Source organism: Microvirga medicaginis (assembly GCF_052658925.1).
Window position 1 is genome coordinate 68,801 of sequence record NZ_JBQWEL010000020.1, and the last position, 22,445, is coordinate 91,245.

Annotated in this window: 26 protein-coding genes and 1 pseudogene; 10 read left to right on the forward strand and 17 right to left on the reverse strand. The window is 59.3% G+C overall.

The window, feature by feature from the left end:
* Window positions 1-99: 99 nt before the first annotated feature.
* Window positions 100-453: a hypothetical protein gene (locus ACUXUR_RS21085; RefSeq protein ID WP_445504321.1), complete on the reverse strand. Its 354-nt coding sequence runs from the start codon at window positions 451-453 to the stop codon at window positions 100-102.
* Between the two features lie 74 nt (window positions 454-527).
* On the opposite strand from ACUXUR_RS21085, the gene ACUXUR_RS21090 reads away from it, so the two are divergent.
* From ACUXUR_RS21090 to ACUXUR_RS21105, 4 genes are all read left to right on the forward strand, one after another.
* Window positions 528-908, forward strand: coding sequence for a hypothetical protein (locus ACUXUR_RS21090; protein ID WP_445504322.1), 381 nt, complete (start codon window positions 528-530; stop codon window positions 906-908).
* A 69-nt stretch (window positions 909-977) separates the two neighbouring features.
* Window positions 978-2,645 carry an AAA family ATPase gene (locus tag ACUXUR_RS21095; protein WP_445504323.1) on the forward strand — a complete coding sequence of 556 codons (1,668 nt, stop codon included), beginning with the start codon at window positions 978-980 and terminating at the stop codon, window positions 2,643-2,645.
* Between the two features lie 12 nt (window positions 2,646-2,657).
* Window positions 2,658-3,323: a hypothetical protein gene (locus ACUXUR_RS21100; protein WP_445504324.1), complete on the forward strand. Its 666-nt coding sequence runs from the start codon at window positions 2,658-2,660 to the stop codon at window positions 3,321-3,323.
* 374 nt (window positions 3,324-3,697) lie between these two features.
* Window positions 3,698-6,673 (forward strand): Tn3 family transposase, encoded by a 2,976-nt coding sequence (locus tag ACUXUR_RS21105; protein ID WP_445504325.1) that lies wholly within the window; start codon window positions 3,698-3,700, stop codon window positions 6,671-6,673.
* Window positions 6,674-6,916: 243 nt separating this feature from the next.
* On the opposite strand, the gene ACUXUR_RS21110 is transcribed toward ACUXUR_RS21105, so the two are convergent.
* Window positions 6,917-8,062, reverse strand: a complete 1,146-nt coding sequence (locus tag ACUXUR_RS21110; RefSeq protein ID WP_445504326.1) for an alpha-hydroxy acid oxidase — start codon at window positions 8,060-8,062, stop codon at window positions 6,917-6,919.
* A 183-nt stretch (window positions 8,063-8,245) separates the two neighbouring features.
* Between ACUXUR_RS21110 and ACUXUR_RS21115 the strand changes: the two genes are divergently transcribed.
* Window positions 8,246-8,398 carry a hypothetical protein gene (locus tag ACUXUR_RS21115; RefSeq protein WP_445504327.1) on the forward strand — a complete coding sequence of 51 codons (153 nt, stop codon included), beginning with the start codon at window positions 8,246-8,248 and terminating at the stop codon, window positions 8,396-8,398.
* A 56-nt stretch (window positions 8,399-8,454) separates the two neighbouring features.
* Here ACUXUR_RS21115 and ACUXUR_RS21120 read toward each other — a convergent pair whose 3' ends face one another.
* From ACUXUR_RS21120 to ACUXUR_RS21135, 4 genes are all read right to left on the reverse strand, one after another.
* Window positions 8,455-8,778, reverse strand: a complete 324-nt coding sequence (locus ACUXUR_RS21120) for a cytosolic protein (protein WP_445504328.1) — start codon at window positions 8,776-8,778, stop codon at window positions 8,455-8,457.
* Window positions 8,779-8,850: 72 nt separating this feature from the next.
* Window positions 8,851-9,264 (reverse strand): aminoacyl-tRNA deacylase, encoded by a 414-nt coding sequence (locus tag ACUXUR_RS21125; RefSeq protein WP_445504329.1) that lies wholly within the window; start codon window positions 9,262-9,264, stop codon window positions 8,851-8,853.
* A 329-nt stretch (window positions 9,265-9,593) separates the two neighbouring features.
* On the reverse strand, window positions 9,594-9,737 hold the full coding sequence (locus ACUXUR_RS21130; protein WP_445504330.1) for a hypothetical protein: 144 nt from the start codon (window positions 9,735-9,737) through the stop codon (window positions 9,594-9,596).
* Window positions 9,738-10,105: 368 nt separating this feature from the next.
* On the reverse strand, window positions 10,106-11,017 hold the full coding sequence (locus ACUXUR_RS21135) for a complex I NDUFA9 subunit family protein (protein ID WP_445504331.1): 912 nt from the start codon (window positions 11,015-11,017) through the stop codon (window positions 10,106-10,108).
* Between the two features lie 370 nt (window positions 11,018-11,387).
* Between ACUXUR_RS21135 and ACUXUR_RS21140 the strand changes: the two genes are divergently transcribed.
* Complete coding sequence (locus ACUXUR_RS21140; RefSeq protein ID WP_445504332.1) at window positions 11,388-11,594, forward strand: hypothetical protein; 207 nt, start codon at window positions 11,388-11,390, stop codon at window positions 11,592-11,594.
* A 164-nt stretch (window positions 11,595-11,758) separates the two neighbouring features.
* Here the strand turns inward: ACUXUR_RS21140 and ACUXUR_RS21145 are convergent, their stop codons facing one another.
* From ACUXUR_RS21145 to ACUXUR_RS21160, 4 genes are all read right to left on the reverse strand, one after another.
* A complete protein-coding gene (locus ACUXUR_RS21145; protein ID WP_445504333.1) occupies window positions 11,759-12,067 on the reverse strand; it encodes a hypothetical protein in 309 nt (102 codons plus the stop codon).
* Between the two features lie 564 nt (window positions 12,068-12,631).
* Complete coding sequence (locus tag ACUXUR_RS21150; RefSeq protein WP_445504334.1) at window positions 12,632-12,853, reverse strand: hypothetical protein; 222 nt, start codon at window positions 12,851-12,853, stop codon at window positions 12,632-12,634.
* 87 nt (window positions 12,854-12,940) lie between these two features.
* Entirely contained in the window at window positions 12,941-13,162 is a 222-nt protein-coding gene (locus ACUXUR_RS21155) for a hypothetical protein (RefSeq protein ID WP_445504335.1), read from the reverse strand.
* Between the two features lie 341 nt (window positions 13,163-13,503).
* The gene (locus ACUXUR_RS21160) at window positions 13,504-13,743 is read right to left on the reverse strand and encodes a hypothetical protein (protein WP_445504336.1); all 240 of its coding nucleotides are present in this window, start codon (window positions 13,741-13,743) and stop codon (window positions 13,504-13,506) included.
* Between the two features lie 1,037 nt (window positions 13,744-14,780).
* Between ACUXUR_RS21160 and ACUXUR_RS21165 the strand changes: the two are divergent.
* Window positions 14,781-14,864, forward strand: a pseudogene (locus tag ACUXUR_RS21165) (DUF1003 domain-containing protein); the annotation flags it as partial.
* A 228-nt stretch (window positions 14,865-15,092) separates the two neighbouring features.
* On the opposite strand, the gene ACUXUR_RS21170 reads toward ACUXUR_RS21165, so the two are convergent.
* Together ACUXUR_RS21170 and ACUXUR_RS21175 are read right to left on the reverse strand one after the other, a co-directional pair.
* The gene (locus tag ACUXUR_RS21170) at window positions 15,093-15,338 is read right to left on the reverse strand and encodes a hypothetical protein (RefSeq protein WP_370437832.1); all 246 of its coding nucleotides are present in this window, start codon (window positions 15,336-15,338) and stop codon (window positions 15,093-15,095) included.
* 289 nt (window positions 15,339-15,627) lie between these two features.
* Complete coding sequence (locus ACUXUR_RS21175; protein WP_445504337.1) at window positions 15,628-16,029, reverse strand: PRC-barrel domain-containing protein; 402 nt, start codon at window positions 16,027-16,029, stop codon at window positions 15,628-15,630.
* 193 nt (window positions 16,030-16,222) lie between these two features.
* Here ACUXUR_RS21175 and ACUXUR_RS21180 point away from each other — a divergent pair, with 193 nt between their 5' ends.
* On the forward strand, window positions 16,223-16,393 hold the full coding sequence (locus ACUXUR_RS21180; protein WP_414471391.1) for a CsbD family protein: 171 nt from the start codon (window positions 16,223-16,225) through the stop codon (window positions 16,391-16,393).
* Between the two features lie 32 nt (window positions 16,394-16,425).
* On the opposite strand, the gene ACUXUR_RS21185 is transcribed toward ACUXUR_RS21180, so the two are convergent.
* The 4 genes from ACUXUR_RS21185 to ACUXUR_RS21200 all read right to left on the reverse strand — a co-directional run bounded on the left by ACUXUR_RS21185 (window position 16,426) and on the right by ACUXUR_RS21200 (window position 19,086).
* Complete coding sequence (locus ACUXUR_RS21185; protein ID WP_445504338.1) at window positions 16,426-16,731, reverse strand: PRC-barrel domain-containing protein; 306 nt, start codon at window positions 16,729-16,731, stop codon at window positions 16,426-16,428.
* A gap of 230 nt (window positions 16,732-16,961) precedes the next feature.
* The gene (locus tag ACUXUR_RS21190) at window positions 16,962-18,122 is read right to left on the reverse strand and encodes an AI-2E family transporter (protein WP_445504339.1); all 1,161 of its coding nucleotides are present in this window, start codon (window positions 18,120-18,122) and stop codon (window positions 16,962-16,964) included.
* A 317-nt stretch (window positions 18,123-18,439) separates the two neighbouring features.
* On the reverse strand, window positions 18,440-18,670 hold the full coding sequence (locus ACUXUR_RS21195; protein WP_445504340.1) for a DUF2934 domain-containing protein: 231 nt from the start codon (window positions 18,668-18,670) through the stop codon (window positions 18,440-18,442).
* Window positions 18,671-18,807: 137 nt separating this feature from the next.
* Window positions 18,808-19,086, reverse strand: coding sequence for a hypothetical protein (locus ACUXUR_RS21200; protein WP_445504341.1), 279 nt, complete (start codon window positions 19,084-19,086; stop codon window positions 18,808-18,810).
* A 602-nt stretch (window positions 19,087-19,688) separates the two neighbouring features.
* Between ACUXUR_RS21200 and ACUXUR_RS21205 the strand changes: the two genes are divergently transcribed.
* On the forward strand, window positions 19,689-20,228 hold the full coding sequence (locus ACUXUR_RS21205) for a hypothetical protein (RefSeq protein WP_445504342.1): 540 nt from the start codon (window positions 19,689-19,691) through the stop codon (window positions 20,226-20,228).
* A gap of 418 nt (window positions 20,229-20,646) precedes the next feature.
* Window positions 20,647-20,841 (forward strand): hypothetical protein, encoded by a 195-nt coding sequence (locus ACUXUR_RS21210; RefSeq protein WP_445504343.1) that lies wholly within the window; start codon window positions 20,647-20,649, stop codon window positions 20,839-20,841.
* A 520-nt stretch (window positions 20,842-21,361) separates the two neighbouring features.
* Here the strand turns inward: ACUXUR_RS21210 and ACUXUR_RS21215 are convergent.
* Entirely contained in the window at window positions 21,362-22,405 is a 1,044-nt protein-coding gene (locus ACUXUR_RS21215; RefSeq protein WP_445504344.1) for a YihY/virulence factor BrkB family protein, read from the reverse strand.
* Window positions 22,406-22,445 lie beyond the last annotated feature (40 nt).

Sequence of the window (22,445 nt, forward strand, 5' to 3'; positions counted from 1 at the left end):
CACCCCGACCCTATTCCCGACATCTAATTCGGAAGGCAAGATCACGACGAGAGCTCTCCAAGGTCGACAGTATTCATTGGGTTGAAAGCAATCAGCTTTTCAGTTGTATCCTCTGAGCCCCAATTTGCTTTTGACCCAGGAATCCGTGCCCGCGTATACGTCAGCAATCGATCGACCGGGATACCGGCGGCACAGATACACCAGAAAAGCATCATGACCACTGCCCGTGTGTTCATGAAACCAATCCCATAGATAATCCCAGCGGCCATCCTCACCCAGAACTCCTTCGGGCTCCAGCTCTGGAGGCGGGGCCTTATAGCCTGAGCGGGCAGTGACCTCCTGGATATGTGATTCCTCTTCCGGCGTGAGCTCCCAGTAGTGCTCGAGCGTCGGCACGACCCGGCCCATTAATCTGTTGTAGTGTTTGCCAACCTGACGCCATTTCTGTGCCATGTCATCCCTCTCCGCGAACAGGATACTTCGATCCGATGCAAAAATCCTGCGGCTCAGCTGAGGTGCAGGCCTAAATGAGAATCGTCAGCCTAAAGCTTTCGCTTCCTTCTTGCGGACGGTGGGCCTCAGGCTCTAAGGTCGCGGGCGTGAAAACGCTTCGATACCTCGCAATCCGGTTATTCAAGAAGGAGCCTCCTCCGTCGACGAGGCTCTCTTTCCTTGTGGGCGTAAATCAACGGCAAGTTCAGTATTGGCTTTCAGGTCGCGATCCGACCCCGGACCACATTATTGATCTCGTTGAAGATCAGATCGAAGCCGTCGAAGAATTTGATCTCCAGGGCAGCATCCAGCGCTTGATCGATGAATCCGACCGCGCTGGCATTAAAAGACCGATCCTGCTGCATTTTCTTGATGAGGCTGTGGAGAAAATCAAGGATCAGGATAACAATCCCTAAAGGAATATAGTACAAGGTTGGACATGCAGAGAGCGCGTTCGCGCTCCTGACGACGCGATGGAGCGAAAAATGTCCGCCGATAATGCCGGCCGGCCGCGTGTGTGCGGTCCAATCTCCAGTTCTAGTAGCGAGAACGATACACTAACCCAGTTAACTGAGTTCGCCCGTCTCGCTCGTGAGGGGTGGGTTCTCGACACGAACGCACTGTACGCAACGCTGGCTTTTGCTAACGGCGATGTCTTGACTGACGCTCGATTGTACGCCGCAGATGTCATCAATCATTTGCCCGGCGACAGACTCCGTCTCGCTGCATCGACGGTCATGAGCCAGCCGACTAGAGAGAGCATCCGTCAGCTCGGACAGCAGTGTCAAATGTGGCTGCTGACGGTCGAGAGTCGGAAATCATCGAAGGGCGATGAGTCCGCAGTCGTCGACACATTGCAGCGAGCTGATCTGTACAATGCAGCGCTCGGCAAGTCGCACGCTTGCGAGAGGGCGGCAACACACGCCTACAGCCGTGCAAGAGTGCAGATGAATAGTATTCTGCACGCTCGGTATACCGCTATAGCCCTCTCTCTGCTCGACCGTGCGTACCGTCTCGCAGACACAGCGCTGACCGAGCGTCGGATTATCGAGATGACGAGTGGGTTGTGGTTCAAGGAGGCATTGCGTCGGCTGGAAATTGCGTCTGACTCACTTATTGAGCACAGACGTGCACAGCAAAAGAGAGCGGCCGAGGCGGATAAGATCGAAGACATGCTGTCCGACCTGCCGAACGCACCCACTGACAATATCGATCTGCAAGTCGATCTGGACGCATTGCTCACCGTAGCAGATCCGACTCCGCCTATTCCCGCGTCCGTGCCGTCGACACTGGTTGTCCTGCGGACGCTCAGTCACCTGCCCGAGACCAAGTCATCGAGCCAGCCGAATCCAAGGCTTGAGTTTGCAAGCATTTGCGGCGTTGAGATGCCTCTCGCCGAGACGCCAGATCTGCAGGCGATTTCAAGGGAGCTGACGGCGGAGATGCCGTGGGCGACTGATATAATCTCAACGCTGCTAATGGACTCTGTCGGATCGCCGGCATCTCGCATCAGGAACACATTGCTTGTCGGCCGGCCCGGCTGCGGGAAGACTCGTCTTGCTCGTCGCCTCGGCGAGGTCCTCCGCCTGCAGCCGACGGTCGTTCCCGCGGCAGGGGCTGCCGACGCTAGCTTTGGAGGCACAAATCGGCAGTGGTCGACTGGCCGGGCGTCAACGCCACTGCAAGCGATCAAGCGGACTGGCATCGCAAACCCAATGCTCATTATCGACGAGCTCGAGAAGGCAGGAACCAGCGATCACAACGGCCGTTTGACCGACGTCTTGATCCCATTTCTCGAGATCGAGAGCTCGCGGCGGTACCACGATCCTTATCTCGAGTGCTCCGTCGATCTGTCGGCGGTTTCATACATCGCGACGGCGAATACATCTTTTCGCCTGAGTGGACCGTTGCTCGACCGCCTCCGCGTGCTTGAGATCCCGCAGCCACGGAAGCAAGACCTGCTGATCGTCGTCCGGACGATTCTTGTCGAGATCCGGCAGCAGAGGAACGAGGACGAAGTTTGGTGTCCGGAACTCAACTGCGGCGAGCTCAATCTCTTGGCTCGGCAATGGCGCGGCGGATCTCTGCGGCCGTTGCGGAGGATGATTGAGACGATCCTTGCCGGCCGGATGGCCTTCGCGCCCAGGCATTGAGAAGGGCGGATCATGACAGATGACACATATTACCTTCGCGGGCCGGCAACAGTCTGCAATCCAACCGGCTTCTTCTTCGACCGCGTTGTCCGTGAAATCGTCGGACCGATCGAGCGGCCCTTTCGCGTCTTTGGTGTGACGTACGACTACGATCTTGCCGAGGCGACTGTCGACTACGAGCACCCGCCGACAGGGCCTCGGACGTCGACATGGCCGGAGCAGGTCATCAGTTATGCCGTGGACCGTGCCCTCGTTGTCGAGGCAATCGCTCGGACAGCCTGCGCCTATTCCAGGCGCGTCAACCGAGAGACGGGCAGAACGCTCCCTCCGTCGGCTGGTTGGGCGGCAGAGCTTAGGCGCTATTTCCCGCGCTGGTTTGATCTGGAATTCGAGTGCGATGTCGGGTGGGCAGACCTCATTCAGGCGATGGCTGAGTGGGTCCACGAGATCGGCGTGCCGCCGAGATTCAAGTTCAGCCAGGTCAAAGAGAAACTCGCCGGACTGCGGGCGTACTCGTGTGGCCTCGGCATGTCTCATGCTCAGATCATCCGCGTACGTGGTGTGATAGCTGCATGCGAGACTGTGTCGTACGGCATCTGCGGGCAATACGGAGAGCCTGGCACGGTACGGAAAACCGCGCAGGGCTACTACTACACCGCCTGCGATAAGCACGCCTGATCTCTCGATCCTTGCTCCATTCCCATCATCATCCTCATCACAGGAGGATTCTGTGCGTCTTTGGGTTATGTCCGATCTCCACCACCACGACGGCTGGCCGTATGTGGGGCCAGCGCAAGATCTGTTCCTGATTATACGCTAAGGTAGAACAGATCAGGAACTCAGCTTTTCTTGACGATTTAGCGTCCGACGACGAGCGCACTTGCTGGGAGGAGCAGCCCGGCGCTCTCGGCGATTCGCCGGAACCCTGCTGGTAACGATACCCACAACGTAACGTGTGGATACGCAGGGTGGCAGCTGTACGGGGTTCGTAGATCTCGCACCAATGTCCGGCTCCTCAGGAGCGATTGAGCCGACATTCTGCGAGGTGATCGATGGCGCGCCGGAAACTCTTAACCCCTGACGAACGCCAGGCCCTGCTCGGTATTCCAGACGATGAGGAAAGCCTGATCCGGCACTACACTCTGTCTCCGCAGGATCGCCTGCAAGCCGAAGTCCGCCGGCGACCTCACAATCAGCTCGGTTATGCAGTCCAGCTCTGCATCATGCGCTATCCCGGCCGGGTCTTAGGCATGAGTGAGGATCCGCCCGCTGCAGTGGTCTCCTATGTGGCCGAGCAACTGGGGATCACTCCTGGTGCCTTCGCGTCCTATGCGCGGCGCATCCCGACACGCTTTGAGCACAGTCACCGCTTGGCGAAATACCTCGGCGTCCGGACCGCAACGCGAGACGATCGTCGAGCAGCCCTTCTCGCAGCTGCCGAGGCCGCCAGCGCGACCGAAAGCGGTCTGCCCATCATGACCGCGGTCGTGAACGAGTTGCGCCGACGCGGAGCCCTTCTCTTGCCGGATGCGGCGCTCGAGAAGATTGGCATCGCCGGACGTGCCATTGCCCGACAACGGGCCGAAGCCGCTCTTCTGGATGGCCTCTCGGTAGACCAGATAGAGCAGCTCGAAGCCCTCCTCTTGGTCGACCCGGCTGTCCAGCAGACCCGGCTCGCATGGCTACGATCGGCTCCAGATGCCCCCAGCGCCGATAACCTCATCGGCCTCATAGACCGTCTCACGTTTGTACGTACTCTGGCGATCGATCCCCGGCGACAGGCCCGGATCCATCCTGAGCGATGGACCCAGATTGTGCGAGAAGGCGATGTAACACCCGCGTGGTTGGTTGCCGACTTCGGCGCTCGCAGGAGACGAGCCACGCTTGTGGCTCAAGCCATCACGCTCGAGCAGACGCTGACGGACGCGGCAGTCACGATGTTCAACAAGCTGATCGGACGGCTCTTCGCCCGAGCCAATACTCGGCGCAAGAAGCGGTATGTTGAGGCTCAACAAGATACGACCAAGGTGCTGCGCCTGTTCCGAGACACCCTGCGAGCTCTCGTTGTCGCCAGCGACACGGGCCGGAATGCCATCGATGTTCTCGATGATGAAGTCGGCTGGCACCGCCTGCTGCAGGCCCAACCGGAAGTCGAAGCCATGGTGCGGGATGCCGACCCTGATCCGCTTCTCCTGGCAGCAGAGCGCTACAGCACCATCCGTAAGTACGCAGTGCGGTTCCTGGAGACCTTTACGTTCTGCTCGTCACGCAAACATGACTCGTTGTTGGCTGCGATTGGTACACTCAAGACTTTGCAGGCCGCGAACCGGCGCACTCTGCCCGAGCGCGTGCCGGTCGGCCATCTCAGCATCAAGAGTCGTAAATTGATCTTTGGAGATGCTGGGCCAGATCGTCGCCTGTACGAGATCGCGACATTGGCCGTCTTACGGGATGGGCTGCGCTCCGGCGACATCTGGGTTGAGGGCAGCCGCGCCTTCCGGCCCATGGACGAACAGCTGATGCCGAAGCCTGCCTTCACTGCCCTGAAAGCATCGGACGATCTCGGGCTCGGTGTGCCACAGGATGTCATCAGCTATCTGAGCGAGGCGCGACAAACGGTCGACTTCAACCTGAAGCGGCTGGCCTACCGCGCCCGCAACGGCAAGCTCGAGGGCGTCCGGCTTGAGGCCGGACAGCTCATCGTTACTCCTTTGCCCGGCGACGTGCCGGCCGCCGCCGAAGAGCTGAAATGGGAACTTGGCGACATGTACCCGATGGTCGAGGTACCTGATCTCCTGATGGAGGTTCATAACTGGACCGGGTTCGCCGATCGGTTCACGCATATCCGTACGCAGGAGCCGCCACGCAGCATACCGGCCATGCTGGCCGGTGTTCTGGCTGATGCGACCAATCTCGGCGCCAAGCGCATGGCAGCAGCGTCGAAAGGAGTGAGCCCGCAGGAGATTACCTGGAAGCGGATCTTCCATACGCGACCGGAGACGTACAAGCAGGCGCAGGCCTGCATCACCGACGGGCACGCTCAGCACCCTCATTCCGCTTTATGGGGCGACGGGTCCACGGCTTCCTCTGACGGGCAGTTCTTCCAAGCCAGTGACCGTGCCGGGAAGCGTGGAGACATCAACCTGCATTACGGTAGCGAACCCGGTTCGAAGTTCTACAGCCACTTATCCGACCAGTACGGCTACTTCAGCATCCTGCCGATCAGCGCTACCGAGAGCGAGGCTCCCTACGTGCTAGATGGCCTGTTTGATCACGAGACGGAACTCGATATCCAGGAGCACTTCACCGACACCGGCGGCGCCAGCGATCACGTGTTTGGCCTCTTCGCTTTGACGGGCCGGAGATTTGCTCCGCGGCTGCGCAACCTCAAAGACCGGAAGCTCCATACCTTCGAGAAACCGGAGACCTATCCTGCGCTGCAAAAGCATATCGGCGTGCCGATCAACACCAGTCTGATCATGGAATACTGGGACGATCTGCTTCATCTGGCGGCCTCGATCCAGACACGCACGGTCGCTCCCTCGACGATCCTCAAGCGGCTGGCCGCCTCTCGTAATCCCAGTCAATTGGCCCGCGCTCTGCGCGAACTCGGTCGTCTCGAGCGCACGCTGTTCATGATCGAGTGGTATTCGGACCCTGCTCTGCGGCGGCGCTGCCAGGCTGGTTTGAACAAGGGCGAGGCAGCCCACAAGCTCAAACGCGCGGTGTTCTTCCATGAGCGCGGCGAAATCCGCGATCGCTCGTTCGAGAGCCAAGCCTTCCGAGCATCCGGGCTGAACCTGGTCGTGAGCGCCATCATCCATTGGAACACGGTCTATCTTGGACGCGCTGTGGATCATCTCCGCCGCCAGGGACGGATCGTTCGGCCTGAGGTGCTCAAACACGTCTCGCCTCTGAGCTGGGAGCATATCAACCTCACCGGCACCTACGCCTGGGGCGAGCATCCTGTGCTCGTGGACGGCTTTCGTCCCCTGCGACTGCCAAAGGCTTTGGCCCACGCCGCATAGCCTGTCGATAGAGGTCGTTCCTTGTTGGTTCTAGCTTAGCGTATAATCAGGAACAGATCTTGTGCTGACCCCTGAAAGCCAACTACGGATTGTGCCCGACCGAGTTGTTGCAGCAGAGCCCTCCGCGAACCATGGTCGTGTCACGAAGCACCTGCTACTTTCGTCCCTGATCGAGTTTGGGATGGAACCGGGGGCCTGTGAAACCACAAACATCCGGGTTTTCCTAAAATGACATAACAAGAATCAGCGGAAGCGTATATTGGCACGGCTGAGTTGATCGATTGAGGTGCAGCCCATAAGCTTCATATCGCGCTCCAGCTCTGAACGCATCAGCTCGAGCGCACGTTCGACTCCTGCCTGACCGGCAACCGCCAGCGGGAACAGATAGTATCGACCAAGGCCTACGGCCTTCGCCCCGAGCGAAAGCGCCTTCAGGACGTGACTGCCGCGCTGCACCCCGCCATCCATAAGGACGTCGATGCGGTCGCCGACGGCATCAACGACTTCTGCAAGCTGTTCAAAGGCGGTGCGGGAGCCGTCGAGCTGCCGTCCCCCATGATTTGACAGTACAATCCCGGTGCACCCGATCTCGACCGCCCGCTTGGCGTCTTCAACCGACATCACACCCTTGAGACAGAACTGACCGTCCCATTCTCCGACCATCTGAGCGACATCCTGCCATGACATCGACGGATCAAGCATGTCGGTAAAGTAGCGGCTGATCGACATGGTCCCACGGCCCATGTCCACATGACCGTCGAGTTGTGGCAGCTTGAACGGCTCGTGTGTTAAATAGTTGAACGCCCACGCCGGGCGGATGGCAAACTGCGTGATCCCGGCGAGATTGAGCTTGAACGGGATCGAAAAGCCGGTGCGCTTGTCACGCTCCCGGTTGCCCCCTGTGATGCTGTCGACGGTCAGCATCATCACCTCGACACCAGCCTTTTTGGCCCGTGTCATCATCTCCCGGTTAAGGTCGCGATCTTTGTGGAAGTAGAATTGATAAACCTGAGGCGTCGCGCTGATCCGGCGCGCTTCCTCCAGGCTTGTCGTGCCCAGTGAAGACACACCAAATAGCGTACCGAATCTTGCCGCGGCTGCGGCGACGGCTCGTTCGCCCTGGTGATGAAACAGCCGCTGGAGGGCGGTCGGCGAGCAATACACCGGCAGTGCCAGCTTCTGGCCCATGACGGTTACCGAAAGGTCGACCTCGGTGACACCACGCAGCACGTTGGGGACGAGGTCGCACGTGTCGAAAGCGGCCGTGTTGCGCCGGTAGGTGACTTCGTCATCGGCAGCGCCGTCAATGTAGTTGAAGATCGGACCGGGCAGGCGCTTTTTGGCCAGTTGGCGGAAATCATGAAAATTGAGGCAATGTTTCAGACGCACGGCGCTTGACCTCTATTGTTCTGGACGACGCCATAGCCACGCCGCAGGAAATCGTGGACTGAAAATCCTCAGCTGCCAAACGTCAGTCGAGCGTGGGGGCATGCGACGAAGGCGCCAAGCATCATCAGGTCCGAACTTCCTGCCCGGGCGGATCACGGTGCCCTCAAGAGCATGATCCGGCCGATGCGCGTCTTCCAGAGAATGCAAACGGTCTCAGCAACGATCAAGGGGCTCGAGGTCATGCGCACGGCCCGCGGGAGCCACCGCATCGTGCGGGCGCCAGAAGCGACAGCCGAAATCCGTCTCGTCAGCCAGCCGTTCGGCTTTGCTGCCTGAGCGGCCTATTGGGTTAGGCCCGATGTGCGCTATCCGAGTTACTGCAACACAGCCCTTCAGGCTGCCGTCTCTGCCTGGCCTGAGTGCTCGTCGTCATGCATGAGCGGCGGACCCAGCTCGGAGAAGCGGAAGAGCCGGAAGGCCCGGTCGCCGTTGACGTCCAGCACCCGCAGGTCATCGCTGTCACGAGCGTCGTTCATCACAACCTGGAAATGGCCGCCATAGCGGGCCGCTACGAGATCAAGCGGAAGCTCGTAAGCGATAAACTTGCCAACCCCGTGCGCCTTCAGGGCACGCAACAGGCCCGCGTCGGACAAGGACGGATACGACGTCAGGATTACGATCGGTCCGCTGCCGGCAAACACCAGAGCTGCTTTCATGATCTTTCTCCCTTCGTTTGAGCCGCACCCCGTCGGGCTCCATGCTCAACTCCTACCGCCCAAGCCACGCCATCAATCATAGGCGCTGAAGGAGCCGTGCTGGGCCTGAGGATTGAGCCGGGCAAACTCGGTCCGGTTCACATTAATCAAAGCCGCGTGATCTCCGCCCTCAAAGTACAGCTCTTGCTGCGGATCGATGCTGTTGTCGATGATGACATCCAGCCCATAGCAGGCGCCCACCGCTGGAACCGCACCGAGCGCACAGTCGCGGAAGACCTCCGCGGCTTCCGGCTCAGTGGCCAAGTGAACCTCATGACCGATCTCCATCCTGAGGTCGGACAGCCGGAGATGATGCGAGGCGGGGAGAACAGCGAGCGTGTAGCGGCCACCATCGCTGAGCACGACGGCTTTGGCCAGCCTGTCACTCGGGATGTGACCCGCGTGGGCGGACCCAAGGGCCGACAGGGTCCGTTCATGCGGGACCATGATCGTACCGGATCCCTCGCTCGTCCATGTACTTTTGGAGTGTGGGTGCGATCGCCACGACGTGCCTCCCATGAGGCAAGGGGTTCCCTGCGTCACAAGGCATGTCCTGATCGACTGGCGCCCCGTGGCGCGGCTGCTTAGTATTTACATAGTATACGCCTCTGGCTCGCCAGCGACAATCGAACTGCCGCTCTGGTGATCAGCTGCGGTGGCGAACTAAGCTGTGCAGGTCGACGAAGTCGCCCGGGATGTGCAGGGCGGTGAACTGGCACCGGCCGTTCCGCAGCAACTTATAGCGGACGGCGAAGCCTTCGAGCAGAAGAGTGCACTCAGATGGACGGTCCCCCCTCGCGGACGAAGTCCTTATCCATGCGGACCTCTTTGACCCTTCCCACTGCGCTTTCGAGAACCTGCTTCTCCCCGTCCGAGAGGACGTCGCGCCGTTCCGGCTTGTGGAGCAGGCGAGTGATCACAGGGACGCTCCTTCCGCCCGTTTGGCCCCGTGCCTTTCCTTGTCCGGCACAAGGTCGATTAACGTTGTCAGACCGGCAAGGCATTGATCAATGCCCCAGCCCCACGGCTTGGTTCTGTTCCATTGACGAGCGTCTCGACCATTCGCGGTCTCAGGCCCGAGACGCCGCGTCAGCACAGTCAGGCTACGAAGGATTGGTGAGGCCGCTGCATCCGCAACTCGTTCGGTAGGTACACATACGGCTGGCGTCCCCTCTGACATTCTTGGTTTTGTTGAGTGGAATCTTGCCGTCTAGACAGGATGTTAACCTGTGCTAATGGCGGAAAGGCGCTACAGCTTTCATGCTCGTCGGGACAGGCGCCGCAGACGTCAGGCCCGCCGTCGATACATTTCCAGATACTCAGGGACGATGGTCTCAAGGGCTTTGGCTTCAACCCCAGCATCGGCGAGGGTTGGCTCAGAGCCGCTGACCACTTTGTCCGTTTTCAGCAGCCGGACCTGATCGCGGGTGAGCGGCGCATTGGGGAACACCTGCAGCACCCCGCCTAACACCTCGGCCGCCCAGAACGGCAGAGGCACCAGCAATGGTCGGGCGTCGATCGTCGCACAGACGAACTCGATCAGCTCCTTGAAGGTATAGACCCGCAGGCCTCCGAATTCGTAGGTCTGGCCGCGGCTGGTCGGGTCCGCAAGGATGGCGGCGACTCCTGCCACCACATCCTCCACATAGACGGGCTGAAACCTCGTTTGCCCGCCGCCAATCAGCGGCAGCGCCGGCAGCCGGCGCGCCCGCGTGGCAAAGCCGTTGAAGAAGTGATCGTCTGGCCCGTAAACCAAGCTGGGGCGGATAATCGTTGCCTCGGGGAAGGCGGCGCGTACCGCCGCTTCGCCGGCCGCTTTGGAGCGGTCCGCCAGCGCGGGTGCCGTGCGGCTGGCCCCAAGCGCCGAGACGTGAACGAGTTGCCTGACACCCAAGCGTCTGGCGCTGGTTGCCACCCGACGAGCCCCGTCTTCATGGATGGCTGTGAAGGTTTGCCGTTGCGCCTGCGAGAGGATGCCAACCAGATTGATGACCGTGTCGGCTCCCTGGACGGCCGCTTGGACAGCCGCATCATTAAGAAGGTCGGCCGCGACGTGTTGGATCCGGGCCATCCTTGGAGGCTCTGCTGTTGTGAGCGGATGGCGCGTCGCGACCCGTACGGATGCTCCCGCCCTGGCGAGATGCTCGACCAGATGCTGGCCGATAAAGCCCGTCCCGCCGAAGACCGTGACGTGCTGCATCGCTGTCGTCGTGTCCCACAAAGACCAACGCGGTTCTACTGGGCATCAGATCTGCGCGACGGGGCCCATGCAACCGCTGCTGGCAGAGTTTCTCTGCGACTTCAATACCATATTTACCGGTCGGAAGGTCAGTTCATGACACGAGACAGACCTTAGCCTGAGTTTCGTGTTTGGGCGGCAAGCGCACCTTCACATAGTCTCAGCCCTTGATCGAAGCGACCCAACGTGGGCTTGGGACAGACCAACTGTCCACTGATCAGGCTTTTAGATCCGCCTGCTCTGGCGCGGCTCATTGATGTGGTCTCCTGGCCGTTGCGAAGGTATGTTCTTGCTGAGGCGGGGGCGAGTTCTCATCAAGGAGGAGATCCCCATGTCAGGGCACGCAATCCACATCAAGGTTGATGGACGAACCTATTCCGGGACCTACAACGTCGACCGAAAGATCCTGACTGTCACAACAAGCTACGGCAGGAAGTCCGCCGAGATTGCCCCCAAGGTGGCGCACGAGACCCTTGCCCACCAGCTTCTGCAGGAACTGGTGCAACAGGAGAAGTCACGCAAGGGCTCAACGCTCTGATAAAAGGCACGGGGGCAGCCAAGTCGATCTGCCGGGCTTCATCCCTTGCCGTCTGTTGGAGTCACAATGACATCCAAGCATTCTCCACACTTCTACGTAGTACGAGTGCCAGGGGCTGTTGATGAGGGCATGGCTTAAACAAAGCGCCGATTGCCGAGGGGTGGTCAGTTGCGCCAGCTTAGTGGTGTGGTCGGCAACTCTCCTGTGACGTCGACGTGGGCAACGTCGCTTGCCGAAACCAGTGCCCTCTCGGAGAACCTGAGATCGAGGAGGCGGCCCTCGTCCGTGAGGAGCTGAACGTCCCTGCGGCCGAACACGCCGCTGAGAGCGGCGGCAGAGAGCTGGATCTCGCCACAGCATGTGACACCGACCGGCTCCCTGAAGAAGCCATCGAAATCATAGGATGCACGCGCGATGGGTTCGCCGCTGCACTGCAGTACGCCATACCCTGAGATCTTGCCGAGATAGTGCATAACCGTCTCCTGTGAGCTATCGAATCTGGGGCTGCGCTTGTCCATCAGCCTCCAGGGTGGCTGTGAGTTCAGCCGGGTTGACATGGAAAACCTGGGTAGGGCTGCCCGAGGTCGAGATCGCCGGGACGTACAGCATCGTGGCTGTGCGTTGGAAGGCCAGGAATGAAAGACCGAGGATCTCCTCCTCATCAGTCACAAGCCGGTAGGTTCCTGCTGGCTGAGGGCTATCAAGAGAGGTCAACGTGAACGGGCACCTGAAAGTGACAGTCGTCTCCGTGGTTCGGATCGTCATGATGAGCACCTCATCTCTTTTTCTTGGGAGGACTGATCGGGGACAGCATTCCTTTCGTCAACACGGCTGGTGTCGCCTCGGCCGTCGGCTGCTTCTTCGCTTTGGGCTTTCGGATCTCCCGATTACTGCGTTTTTGCCCTTTGGCCATGATGGTCTCCTGTGAACCGGATTGATTGCTAGGATTGGCGGAGAGAGCCCGTCCCGAGACGTCATTTGTATTCGCGTTGACGCCTCACGTTGTGTCCCGAGCACGGAGGGCTGTTCAATGCGAGTTAGGCACGTCCGTCAGCGACTTCTTGCCTGGCAGATCTCAAGAGCGCGACAACCTCAGCTGGAGACTGTTTTACATGAAGGGAAAGAGCTCTGTCTCTCTCGCTGGCTGTGGTGATCAGCCAGGCATGCCCATCCTCGCCCGAGGCGCTGAACCAGAGCACGTTGTCGGTATTCACGAAGACGCTGCTGCCATTGGTGTCAGTCAAGTTGATCCAGGCCATGTGATTTCTCCAAACAGGGGATCGCGCCAGTACGATCACGTTGCAGAAGTATCGGGGCCAACGAACTTTCGGTCCCCGAATGGCATGCTAAACGGACGGGGTGTCAGGCTGACCGCCAGAATGCCACTCGAGGCGAAACTGGCAGAGTATGCCTTGGCTGAAGACGCGGGTGTCCTGTCCGGTCTCCTCAGCCCTGGCGACGGCGCGGCGGACGGCAGCTTCTCGCGACGGATACTCGCCGCAATGCTTGCCCTCGATCCTGGTCCGCCAGGCTCCGTGATGCTGAACGACGTAGACTTCGCGCGTCATGGCACACTCCTTTGAGGCACAGGTCCGCCTGCTTGCCCTCGAGGGCATCGCCACTGCCCTTCAGTCCGGTAAGGGGTGTTAGAACTGCTTGCCTGCCATCCAGCTTTCGACATCGGCCTTGGCCGTCTCGTAGGGCAGGCTGTAACGGACCTTCACCAGCGCAATCAGTTGCTCCGCGTTCTTGATCTGGGACAAGTCTATGGTGGTTAGGCAGCCCCACTGACGCTTCGCGTCATTCCGATACCCGGTCTTACGCGTACGGTCTCCTGGCTTTCGCCGCCTTGATAGCCAAACATTGTAGCCTCCATCGTTGGGGCTGGTCTCGTCATACAGCGACCAGCTCAAAGCTGCTTATCCAGGGCCCAGAACTCGACATCTCTGGTCGCCTGCTCGTGGGAGAGACTGTAGCTCTCTTCGACTTTCTCGATGAGTTCCGATGGGGTCCGGATCCCCGACACCTCTAGCGCCGTCAATCGATCCCACATGGCTTGCATCGTCGACAGGGCGTGAAGCGTCAGTCCGGGGCCGTCGTGCGTTCGATAGTGCTGAAGATCGAACATGAAGCGGCTGTTCGGGCACATGGGGAACCTCCCCCTCTCATATAAGAATCTTGGCCATCGCAAAGTAAGAACAAAGTTAATCTTAAATTAATATGGTGGGCGTGAGTTGCAATTACAGGTGGTTCACAAAATAAATATCAAGTAAATACGATTTCTATATCTAAGATGCAGACAAGAGAATATGCTGGGAAATAATAAATCAAACCGATATAAGGATTATTTACTTAGAAAATTCGACATGGCTCATTCCTCATTCAAGGAGCAGAACAATGTTAGACAAGCGGTAGTCTCGGTTCTGCTCATTGCCGGGTGCCTCCTCCTCTACGAAGCGGGCACTCGAGAAAGAACGGTCAAGCATTACCAAACCCTGCGGTAAAGGAGGACAAGATGTTCGATAAAAATCGCCTGCCCTGGATCAATGATCCACTGAACCTGACGCTCGTCATCGTTGTAATCGCGGCGTCGATTGCCGTGTACTTCATCGTCGTGCGCGGCTGGTCTTGGTGACAGACGAGCAGGATTGGCGACGTTGCCCCAGGACCGGAAAGAATTGTGTCATGAGAACGCATCGCTACGCCGTCGGCCCGCACGAGCTATGCCGAGGCCTATCCACCCCATGATGTCTGGAGCGGGCGTTACGAGATCGTCTTCCTTCTCTCTGCCGGAGACCGGGAGCCACAGTACCAGATCCGCAGCGATGATCAGACGTATGATCGGGTCGTTGGGGAATCCCAGCTCCAGGAGGATCTCGGCGCGAGAGGACGATGCGGGTGAGCCCGATCAGATCCGACAATTGGCCCAGCAACTTCGGGAGAGCGGCTTTGACCGGTTCTCCGAACGGGAATGCCGCTTCTGACGCAAATTGCAGCCCGCCGCCATGTGACCCGAAAGTCAACCACGCACTCCAACAGGAAGAAGCGCGGGGAGACCGTTGGGCTGACCGCGTCGCCGGGTTCGGAGGGCCATGGGCCTTTATCGCGACCTTCCTGAGCAGCCTCCTTGTCCGGACCCGTCTCAATACGATTCCGCTGTAGCGGGCCAATGGGGCGTTCGATCCCTACCCTTATATCCTTCTCAATCTGGTTCTCTCGATGATCGCTGCCGTGCAGGCTCCGCTCGTTCTGATGTCACAGAATCGGTAGGCGGCCCGGGATCGCATTGCTGCTGGCCTCGATTATGAGATCAACCTCAAGGCCGAAATCGAGATCATGGCTTTGCATAAGAAGATGGATCACGTTCTGATCGAGAATCTTGAGCAGATCGCCGGATACAGCCGGATCAACGACAGCGCCTGACAGAGCTTTGCGAAGCGCAAGTTGCGAAACCTTAGATAGATCCAGTGGAGAAGACTGCCTCTAGCATTCGGCATGTCAGGATCTGATGATGTCGGCGTAGATGCATTTGATCTGATCGAAATCCAATGAGCCCCCATCCACGACAGTGATGCGAGCGCTTTCACGGTATCGTTCCGGCAGACCTTCCAATGTAAAGACCACGGCGTCTTTTAGACAGCTGAACTGCTTGACAGTCCCCGGATCTCCCGTCTGCTGCCGGGTCGGCTCGTCAGGGGCGGACCAGACGACCTGGGCCGGTCGACTGAGGTCAGGATGGCTCATGGCTCCGACCCTCCCGATTGGACAGGCAAATCCGATTACGGTGACGCATCAGCAGGGAAGCAATATGCCAAGGTCAAATGATGTTCCCGCTGTTGGTCACAATCCAATGAACCCGAGGCATCCGATCTCGCAGCACTGCCGCAAGGGCTCCGCCGAGTGTCGGGAAATCCTGGCCTCTTATCGCCCCATCATAATCATGCCAGAAGATAAGCCGGGCCGGTGCTTCAACATTCATTGTCATTCGGCCATATGGCTCGCGACTTAAGGCGAGATGGTGACCGATGGAAGATTAACGTGTCCACTTGCCCTCGTAACGAAACTCCGGGGCCGACTTGAGCTGATTGAGGTCGGCGTTCATCGCCGCATGCCACTTATTCTCGCCCTCCATATACCGGATCGAGATCGATGAGGGATCCACGGCCACATATCTTTGGCCGACGCCCAAGGCCTCGCCGACTGACAGCACGATGCCGGAGATCTGGCCGCCTTCAAAGGCGATGTCCTCGATCTTACCCATCTCCTTGCCACTGGCATTTTGGACATCCAATCCGATCAGCCTTGAGCTGAGAATGGCATTGTTATTGACCGTGATGAACTGAGGCGCACTGGACGCGGCGGGAGTGCTCTGAGCCTGAGCCATGCTTCCAAAACCGAGGGCGGCGATGAGAACCATAGGAGCTGAACAGTGCATCGTATTCATCCTTGAAACGGCGCCCAGCGTCAGTCTCGTTCAGGATAGTGGCCGTTTTAGGAGGATCATCCGCAGTGGCTTCCCTCAATTGGGTTTCAGGCTCATGGGGTGCGCTCATGCCACAGGAACGATCATCGGCTCCAAATGCTTGCTTCTGGTGACGTCAATACACGTCAGCCCTCAGGAGAGAATCATGGACAAAAATCGCATCAAAGGCTCAGCGACACGCACAGGCGGCAAGATCAAACAGGCTGCCGGCGATCTGACGGGCGACTCCAAGCTCCAAAGCGAAGGCAAGATGGATCAGGCCAAGGGTAAGATCCAAAATGCCGTAGGCAGCGTCAAAGATGCGCTCAAGAAGTAAACCAAGCTCAGCGTAGTCTCACAAAAGCCCCATCATCGTTCCTCGATGGGGCCGATTTTCCATACTTGGCCGCACCGGCACGGCAACGAGTTTATTGCCAATGCCGAGGAAGCCCCCACCGAGAGGATCACTGTCGCTAGGGTTTCATGGTCAAGATCAACCAGCACATCTTCGATCTGGCCGATGGATGTGTCACCCGTGTAGACCGTGCTGCCGATGAGCTTGCTTGCCCTGGCGCTCCGCGCAAATACCGTGAAGGCTGTGGTTCTCATTTCCTGAGGCGGCTTGGGTGCAGTTGAAAGTTCGGCGATCATAAATAGGGCTGGATAGCCAGCCAAGGCTCCCTCACATTTCAAGATCACCCAAGCCGTCACAATAAGTACCTCCCATGCGTGGCAAGCGGAGCATCGTACTTCGATCACGCCCGCGTCCAATTGATTTTGGCTGGCTCGCGCAACGGCGAGTATCGCTCGCTCAGGCCTGTAATCGGCGACAAGGACGTGGACCTATTGAGGAGAATTGTCTCCCACCGGCGCTCAGGAGGAGGTGCGAGCGGAAGGCGATACCGCTATGATCCCTCCAGGAAGTGTCCCAGGACCTTCAGCGGGCGCACCCGATCACAGACGATCTTCAGGATCGCCAGCATCGGAACGGCCAAGATCGCGCCGGGCACGCCCCACATCCAGAACCAGAACACCAGCGACAGGATCACCAGCACGGGGTTCAACGTGAAGCGCCGCGCCAGCAGCATGGGTGTCAGAGTTTCGCCCTCGACGAGGTGAATGCCGAGATAGAGGGCCGGCGGCAGCAGGGCCCACCATAAGCTGTCGAAGCTCAGCATTCCGGCGAGAAGAAAGATGCCGATCCCAAACAGCGGCCCCAAGATCGGAATATAGTTGAGCAGGAAGGCTGTGGCCCCCCACAAGAGAGGATCTCCCAGCCCGCAAAGATACATCACGGTCGCGGTTGCGACTCCCACCGCCGCATTCATGGCCGTGATCGTCACGAGATAGGCGGATATGTCTTCCTCGATCTGCTGGGAGATGTCGACAGCTTGCCGCTTGTCGCTGAACTTCGGCAGGATTTCGACCATGCGCCGAAGGAAGAGATCGCCCGATACCATTAGAAAGTAGAGCACCAGAATGGTCGTAAACAGGCCATCGAGGATGGACCGCGTTCCCGCGAACAGTGCACTTGTCAGGCCAAGATCGCGGCGAACCGCAATGGTGGCCCCCTTTGGTCCGGAAGCGTTGGCGGCCTGCTCGGTCTGCTCGATAACTTTCTGCACCGCTTGGATCGGCCCCTTGAGAACAACCAGGTGGGCTTCGAGGCGCGGTATGCCCTGCGGCAACCTTTCCGCCCAAGTCGCGGCGGGGATTGACAAGGCCGCTACAGCACCCACGATCGTTCCGGTCACCAGCAGGATGGCTACGAGCGCTCCAACGGCCCGGGGGAAACGCATACGCTCCAGGAGGCGCACAGCGGGTTGCAAAAGCAGCTTCAACACGAAGGCGAGCACGACAGGGAGGACGATCGCGCTTGCCACGTAGAGCGCCGCCAGGAAGGCCAATGCGAAAAGTCCACCGAGATAGAATGTCTGCGGACTTGATGGCAGCGGCATCTCTGCCTCGTCGGAGGTCTCCATCGACACGGCATTCGGTTCCGGCGGCTGATCATCCTGGACGGGTGCCAACGGGGGGCGCTGCGGTGGCGTTGAGACCGGAACCATGGCCTTTCTCCCTTCTGGAGTGTGAGCATGTCCCTGTGTCCACAGTGGACCATACCCGGTTTCGTCGACCCTTGCTAGAAAAGCTATTCCCAAGGTGCGAGCCCGACGACTTTCAGCGCGCACCCGCCCGCCGAGCAATGCTCCGGCTCGATCGAATGTGCCGTCGATCGGAATAGGATCGATCCGTGCGTGCGATCAGTCGGCGTGAACGTGCTGAAGTTGGAAGGCTTCACTTTGATCGAGGCATCGTCAGCCGACTTTGCGGCAGCGGTCTTTCCCGCCAGAACCGCCTGTCTGCATGGCTCTGAAATCGATCTCTAACCTGGGCCGTCCGATCCGGAGCCGCTCTTCGCGGAAGCAGCATTGGCGCTGACGCTTTTACTGATGTCGCTAGCGCTTCCTTCACCCTTCAGCTCACGCTCGGCTTGACGCCAAAACTCCGCCTCGTGACCTTCTGGGCAACCGCGTTTTTTCCAAAGCTCGAAGGCGCGCTGTCTTACTTGGTCCTCGGTGAAATTGGTGCTCGGCTCCATTTGCGTTTCCTTCATTCGTTTTCTTCCTGGAAGTAAATAAGCCAAGCCGTGCTGCGGGTCCTCAGCTATTGATATTTGCATGACCTCAGCCACTCACCAGCGGATGCATTGGTGCTCGCGGCTGCTGATGAGGGTTCAATCGGCGAGGCCGTTCACCACAGAGGCGGCTGATCCCCGCCTCCAGTGGGCGGCTCTTCGTGAGCTGCTGTCAACTCCCGAGGATCGACCCTGACCGCCTGCACCGAGGCGTGGTCCCCTTGACGAAATGGCAGGTAAATGGTGGTCGCAACTCGCCGGTAGGCCAGGAACGACAGTCCCTCGATCAGTTCCTCGTCAATGTCGATCGTGTATGCGCCGGCGGGCTGTAAGCCATCAACAGCCATCAGTGAGAACGGGTGATCGAAACTAATGGTTTTTCGTGTCGTACGCATGAGTTGCTCCTAAGCCGCGATCATCTCGGTGCAATCTTTGGCAACCTGGCTCGCGCCTTCCGTGGTGCCTGGCATCGTCAGCCCCCGTTCTTCAAGACCATATCGCCTCTGCTCCAGGACAAGGCGCCTTGATTGCAGCAATGCGCTCGGCAAGCTGGGGATCGCGCTTTGATTGATCGACGCAGATCAGGGACAAAGCCGTGACCACAGCGGTTTTTCACTGATCAGAGGCTATCGTGCGGACGGTTCCGCTGGTCACCCAACCGCCCCAGGAGAACCCGACGGTGCAAGAGCGGCAGCGCACAGGCGGCGCCGTAGAGTCCAGGCCTCAGCCACTCTGGGGTCTGCATAGTGTTTTCTTGGCGCGAATTAATCAGAAGTCTATGCATTCTCACAAATCAGCATAACACAAACAAGTAGCTTATTTGGTTTTTATTTCGCCTTGTGGCCCTGTTTATTCAGGCGGCAGAGTTCCATATCTTACTAAGGATCGACGTGCATGTCCGTATACCGCAGACACTCGCCGCCGCACGGGCATTGCAGCTTCGGTTGAGCTTGGCCGAGGGCGTTCATTGAGGCAACTCTGCATCAAGGAGGTCGCCATGAGATTCCTGATCCAGTTCAAACGGTTTCGACGCGGTGTTCCCGAGGTCATCGGAACTCTGCCTATTACTGCTGCCGATGGTGCCGCCGCTTTGGCATTCGCCCGGAGCCCCGCCGGAATGAGGCGCTGGCCAGTGCGGACCGATGCTCTGCGTGTGATGGACGATGGTGGCCGCACGCTGCTCGATTGGACAGTGCCGGTAGAGATTGCGCAGCCGGTGACCTATTCACCCAGACCTGTTCCGGCTAAGGCTGCCGGTAAAGAACCGCGCCCAGCGCCTCTCATGCCGGCCGAGCACCCGGAGGAGAGCTCATCAACGCCCCTCCGGGGTCTGCACCGTTTTGCTGTGGGACAGGCCGTCTCTTACGCGGAGGACGGCCGGCCCGAGGTCTGGAAAGGCGGCTATGAGATCGTCAGGCTCGATGATCCGCGCGACGAACCGCAATACGCGATCAGAAGCGCAGATCAGTCCTACGACCGGATCGTGCGTGAGCACGAACTCCGCGAGGACCTGGGCGCCCGCGCTCGTGGCCGTTAAGGCTCCTCTCCGGGTTCCCTGGTTCGGGCAGGAACCTGCACCAAGCTGCCGGAAGCATGACGAAGCCGAGCCGTGGCTTCACGAAGGAAAGTGAGCGAGATATGACCCAGGACATCCTCAGTTTGACGAAATCCATCATCCGCAAGTTTTGGGGTGCGTTGGCGCCTGCCCCAGCTCCCGCCGTGCAACCACGACCGCAGCTCAACGGAAGGCGAGGCTACGGAGACGACAGCATCAAACTGCCCGACTGAGGTCTGAGAGCACAGCGTTCGCTGTCGACATCAGGCGCTCCCATTGTCTGAACGGCGGACCTTTCCCTGACCTTGGCTTCAACTTCAGCGTTCCTGGTCTGGAGATGCGGTTTTCGGAACAGGGGGAGACCGCTGGTGTTACTCTCAGGGCAGCCTTGGAGGTTGATATGAAGGACCAAGACATGGTGCTCTCTATCATCGTCAACGCCATCCAATTTGCCCTCCAGCACACGCAGAAGGCTTCCGATAATCCTGGCGTTGTCCTATCGACCGAGGAGCGGGTGGCTGTCGCAGGAGCAATCTTAACCGCGCTTTCTGAACAAGGTTTCCATGTCGCACGAGCGCCACCGGAGCCGCGCTAACAGCCCCCGACGAAGAGCGTTCCTTTAGAAGGGACATCCCAATGACCACGAAACCTCGCCCAAGCCCGCCTAAGCGCAAGCCCAACGATGGTATCTCACAATGGGACAACGAGGGAGGCGCTCCTTCGAGTGGCGACCGGTCACGGAAGCAGGGTGGCAGGCCGCCAAAACCCGAAAAGCCTGCCAAGAACGGTTCCTGATCCGACAAGGATCCCAGTCCTGCTGAGCCAGCACCAGGAACTCGACATCGCTGGTGGTCTGCACATGAGAGAGCTCGTGCCTGTTCTCGGCTCTTCCGATAAACTCCGACGTGGGTTGAAGCCTAGAAACCTCTGCCGCCAATAGCCGCGCTGAGTTGCCAGCGCCATCTGTACCGAGTGAAGCGCGAGACCGGGTCATCATGATCATGATAGCGCAGGCGCGATCCTCCCGCAGCCTCGATCCAGGCACGGCCCTCCGACGACGTTTGCGGGTCCTGCGGATGAGCGTTGTCTCCGGACGCGATCTCAGGGCGAGTTGGTCAGGCGTGTGACGCGCCGACGTGATCCGCCATGTTGGCGCCGCGGGATCCGAGCGGCTTGGATGGGCCTTCCGTGCTGTCTTTAGCAGTCTGGTGTTCCATCTCGGCATTGAGCGCGGCCCCGAGAAGGACGATCACCACCGACAGCCAGATCCACATCATGAAGCCAACGCCGGCGCCGAGTGAGCCATAAGTCTTGTTGTAGCTGTCGAAATTGGCGACGTACCAGGAGAACAGCATCGACGCCGCCAGCCAGAGGACGGCCGCCATGGCGCTGCCCCAGGTCACCCAGCGCCACTTCGGATCGCGGCGGCTAGGACCGTAGCGGTAGACGACGGCAAGCCAGGCAAAGACGATAACGAACAGGGCAGGCCAGCGCAGAATGCTCAGGAGCCGTCCGGCCGGGGTCACGATGCCCATGAAGGTAAGCACGACGGGGGTCACCACCACCGCGCAGATGGCCAGGATCACGACGCCAATCATGCCAAGCGTGAGCAGGAAGGTCGTGGCGTAGAAGCGCAGCAAGCTGCGCTTCTCCTTCTCGCCATAGACTACATTGAGCGCATCGAAGAGGGCCGCAACGCCCGAGTTCGCGCTCCAGAGCGCCACCAGAAAACCCACCACGAAGGCAAGGCTGAGCGTGTCGCTGTCCTGGGCGATGATGAGGCCGATCTGCTCGCCGATGAGTTCCAGCACGCCGCCGGGCAGTATCCCGGTGAGAAGCGACAGGTGACCCCTGATCGTGCTGGTATCGGCAAAGAGCCCGTAGAGCGACACGATTGTGGCGACTGCCGGGAACACCGCCAGCAGGGCAAAGAATGCGACCCCACCTGACGTGGACAGGATCCGGTTCTCCGGGATCGACCGCACCATGCGCCAGAGGATGTCCTTCCAGCCCCGCGCCGGGATCTCCCCAGGGGTGTTGGCGTCGCGTCCCCGGCCAGGCTCACGGGCGCGGGCCCGATCGTCCGATGGATCGCCGCGGGCCGCCTCCTCGCCGACGCTGGAGCGCCAATCCTCTGCCTGTTCATTCATCGGAGCCATGGTTTTTTGATCCGGTTTCGGCAGAATATCAGGTTCGGAA

What these genes read in the sequence shown, in the direction of transcription:
- ACUXUR_RS21085 (WP_445504321.1), bottom strand. Translation starts at nt 453, where the DNA reads ATGGCACAGAAATGGCGTCAGGTTGGCAAACACTACAACAGATTAATG.
- ACUXUR_RS21090 (WP_445504322.1), top strand. Translation starts at nt 528, where the DNA reads ATGAGAATCGTCAGCCTAAAGCTTTCGCTTCCTTCTTGCGGACGGTGG.
- ACUXUR_RS21095 (WP_445504323.1), top strand. Translation starts at nt 978, where the DNA reads ATGTCCGCCGATAATGCCGGCCGGCCGCGTGTGTGCGGTCCAATCTCC.
- ACUXUR_RS21100 (WP_445504324.1), top strand. Translation starts at nt 2,658, where the DNA reads ATGACAGATGACACATATTACCTTCGCGGGCCGGCAACAGTCTGCAAT.
- ACUXUR_RS21105 (WP_445504325.1), top strand. Translation starts at nt 3,698, where the DNA reads ATGGCGCGCCGGAAACTCTTAACCCCTGACGAACGCCAGGCCCTGCTC.
- ACUXUR_RS21115 (WP_445504327.1), top strand. Translation starts at nt 8,246, where the DNA reads ATGCGCGTCTTCCAGAGAATGCAAACGGTCTCAGCAACGATCAAGGGG.
- ACUXUR_RS21120 (WP_445504328.1), bottom strand. Translation starts at nt 8,778, where the DNA reads ATGAAAGCAGCTCTGGTGTTTGCCGGCAGCGGACCGATCGTAATCCTG.
- ACUXUR_RS21125 (WP_445504329.1), bottom strand. Translation starts at nt 9,264, where the DNA reads ATGGTCCCGCATGAACGGACCCTGTCGGCCCTTGGGTCCGCCCACGCG.
- ACUXUR_RS21135 (WP_445504331.1), bottom strand. Translation starts at nt 11,017, where the DNA reads ATGCAGCACGTCACGGTCTTCGGCGGGACGGGCTTTATCGGCCAGCAT.
- ACUXUR_RS21140 (WP_445504332.1), top strand. Translation starts at nt 11,388, where the DNA reads ATGTCAGGGCACGCAATCCACATCAAGGTTGATGGACGAACCTATTCC.
- ACUXUR_RS21145 (WP_445504333.1), bottom strand. Translation starts at nt 12,067, where the DNA reads ATGCACTATCTCGGCAAGATCTCAGGGTATGGCGTACTGCAGTGCAGC.
- ACUXUR_RS21150 (WP_445504334.1), bottom strand. Translation starts at nt 12,853, where the DNA reads ATGGCCTGGATCAACTTGACTGACACCAATGGCAGCAGCGTCTTCGTG.
- ACUXUR_RS21155 (WP_445504335.1), bottom strand. Translation starts at nt 13,162, where the DNA reads ATGACGCGCGAAGTCTACGTCGTTCAGCATCACGGAGCCTGGCGGACC.
- ACUXUR_RS21160 (WP_445504336.1), bottom strand. Translation starts at nt 13,743, where the DNA reads ATGTGCCCGAACAGCCGCTTCATGTTCGATCTTCAGCACTATCGAACG.
- ACUXUR_RS21170 (WP_370437832.1), bottom strand. Translation starts at nt 15,338, where the DNA reads ATGAGCCATCCTGACCTCAGTCGACCGGCCCAGGTCGTCTGGTCCGCC.
- ACUXUR_RS21175 (WP_445504337.1), bottom strand. Translation starts at nt 16,029, where the DNA reads ATGCACTGTTCAGCTCCTATGGTTCTCATCGCCGCCCTCGGTTTTGGA.
- ACUXUR_RS21180 (WP_414471391.1), top strand. Translation starts at nt 16,223, where the DNA reads ATGGACAAAAATCGCATCAAAGGCTCAGCGACACGCACAGGCGGCAAG.
- ACUXUR_RS21190 (WP_445504339.1), bottom strand. Translation starts at nt 18,122, where the DNA reads ATGGTTCCGGTCTCAACGCCACCGCAGCGCCCCCCGTTGGCACCCGTC.
- ACUXUR_RS21195 (WP_445504340.1), bottom strand. Translation starts at nt 18,670, where the DNA reads ATGAAGGAAACGCAAATGGAGCCGAGCACCAATTTCACCGAGGACCAA.
- ACUXUR_RS21200 (WP_445504341.1), bottom strand. Translation starts at nt 19,086, where the DNA reads ATGCGTACGACACGAAAAACCATTAGTTTCGATCACCCGTTCTCACTG.
- ACUXUR_RS21205 (WP_445504342.1), top strand. Translation starts at nt 19,689, where the DNA reads ATGAGATTCCTGATCCAGTTCAAACGGTTTCGACGCGGTGTTCCCGAG.
- ACUXUR_RS21210 (WP_445504343.1), top strand. Translation starts at nt 20,647, where the DNA reads ATGAAGGACCAAGACATGGTGCTCTCTATCATCGTCAACGCCATCCAA.
- ACUXUR_RS21215 (WP_445504344.1), bottom strand. Translation starts at nt 22,405, where the DNA reads ATGGCTCCGATGAATGAACAGGCAGAGGATTGGCGCTCCAGCGTCGGC.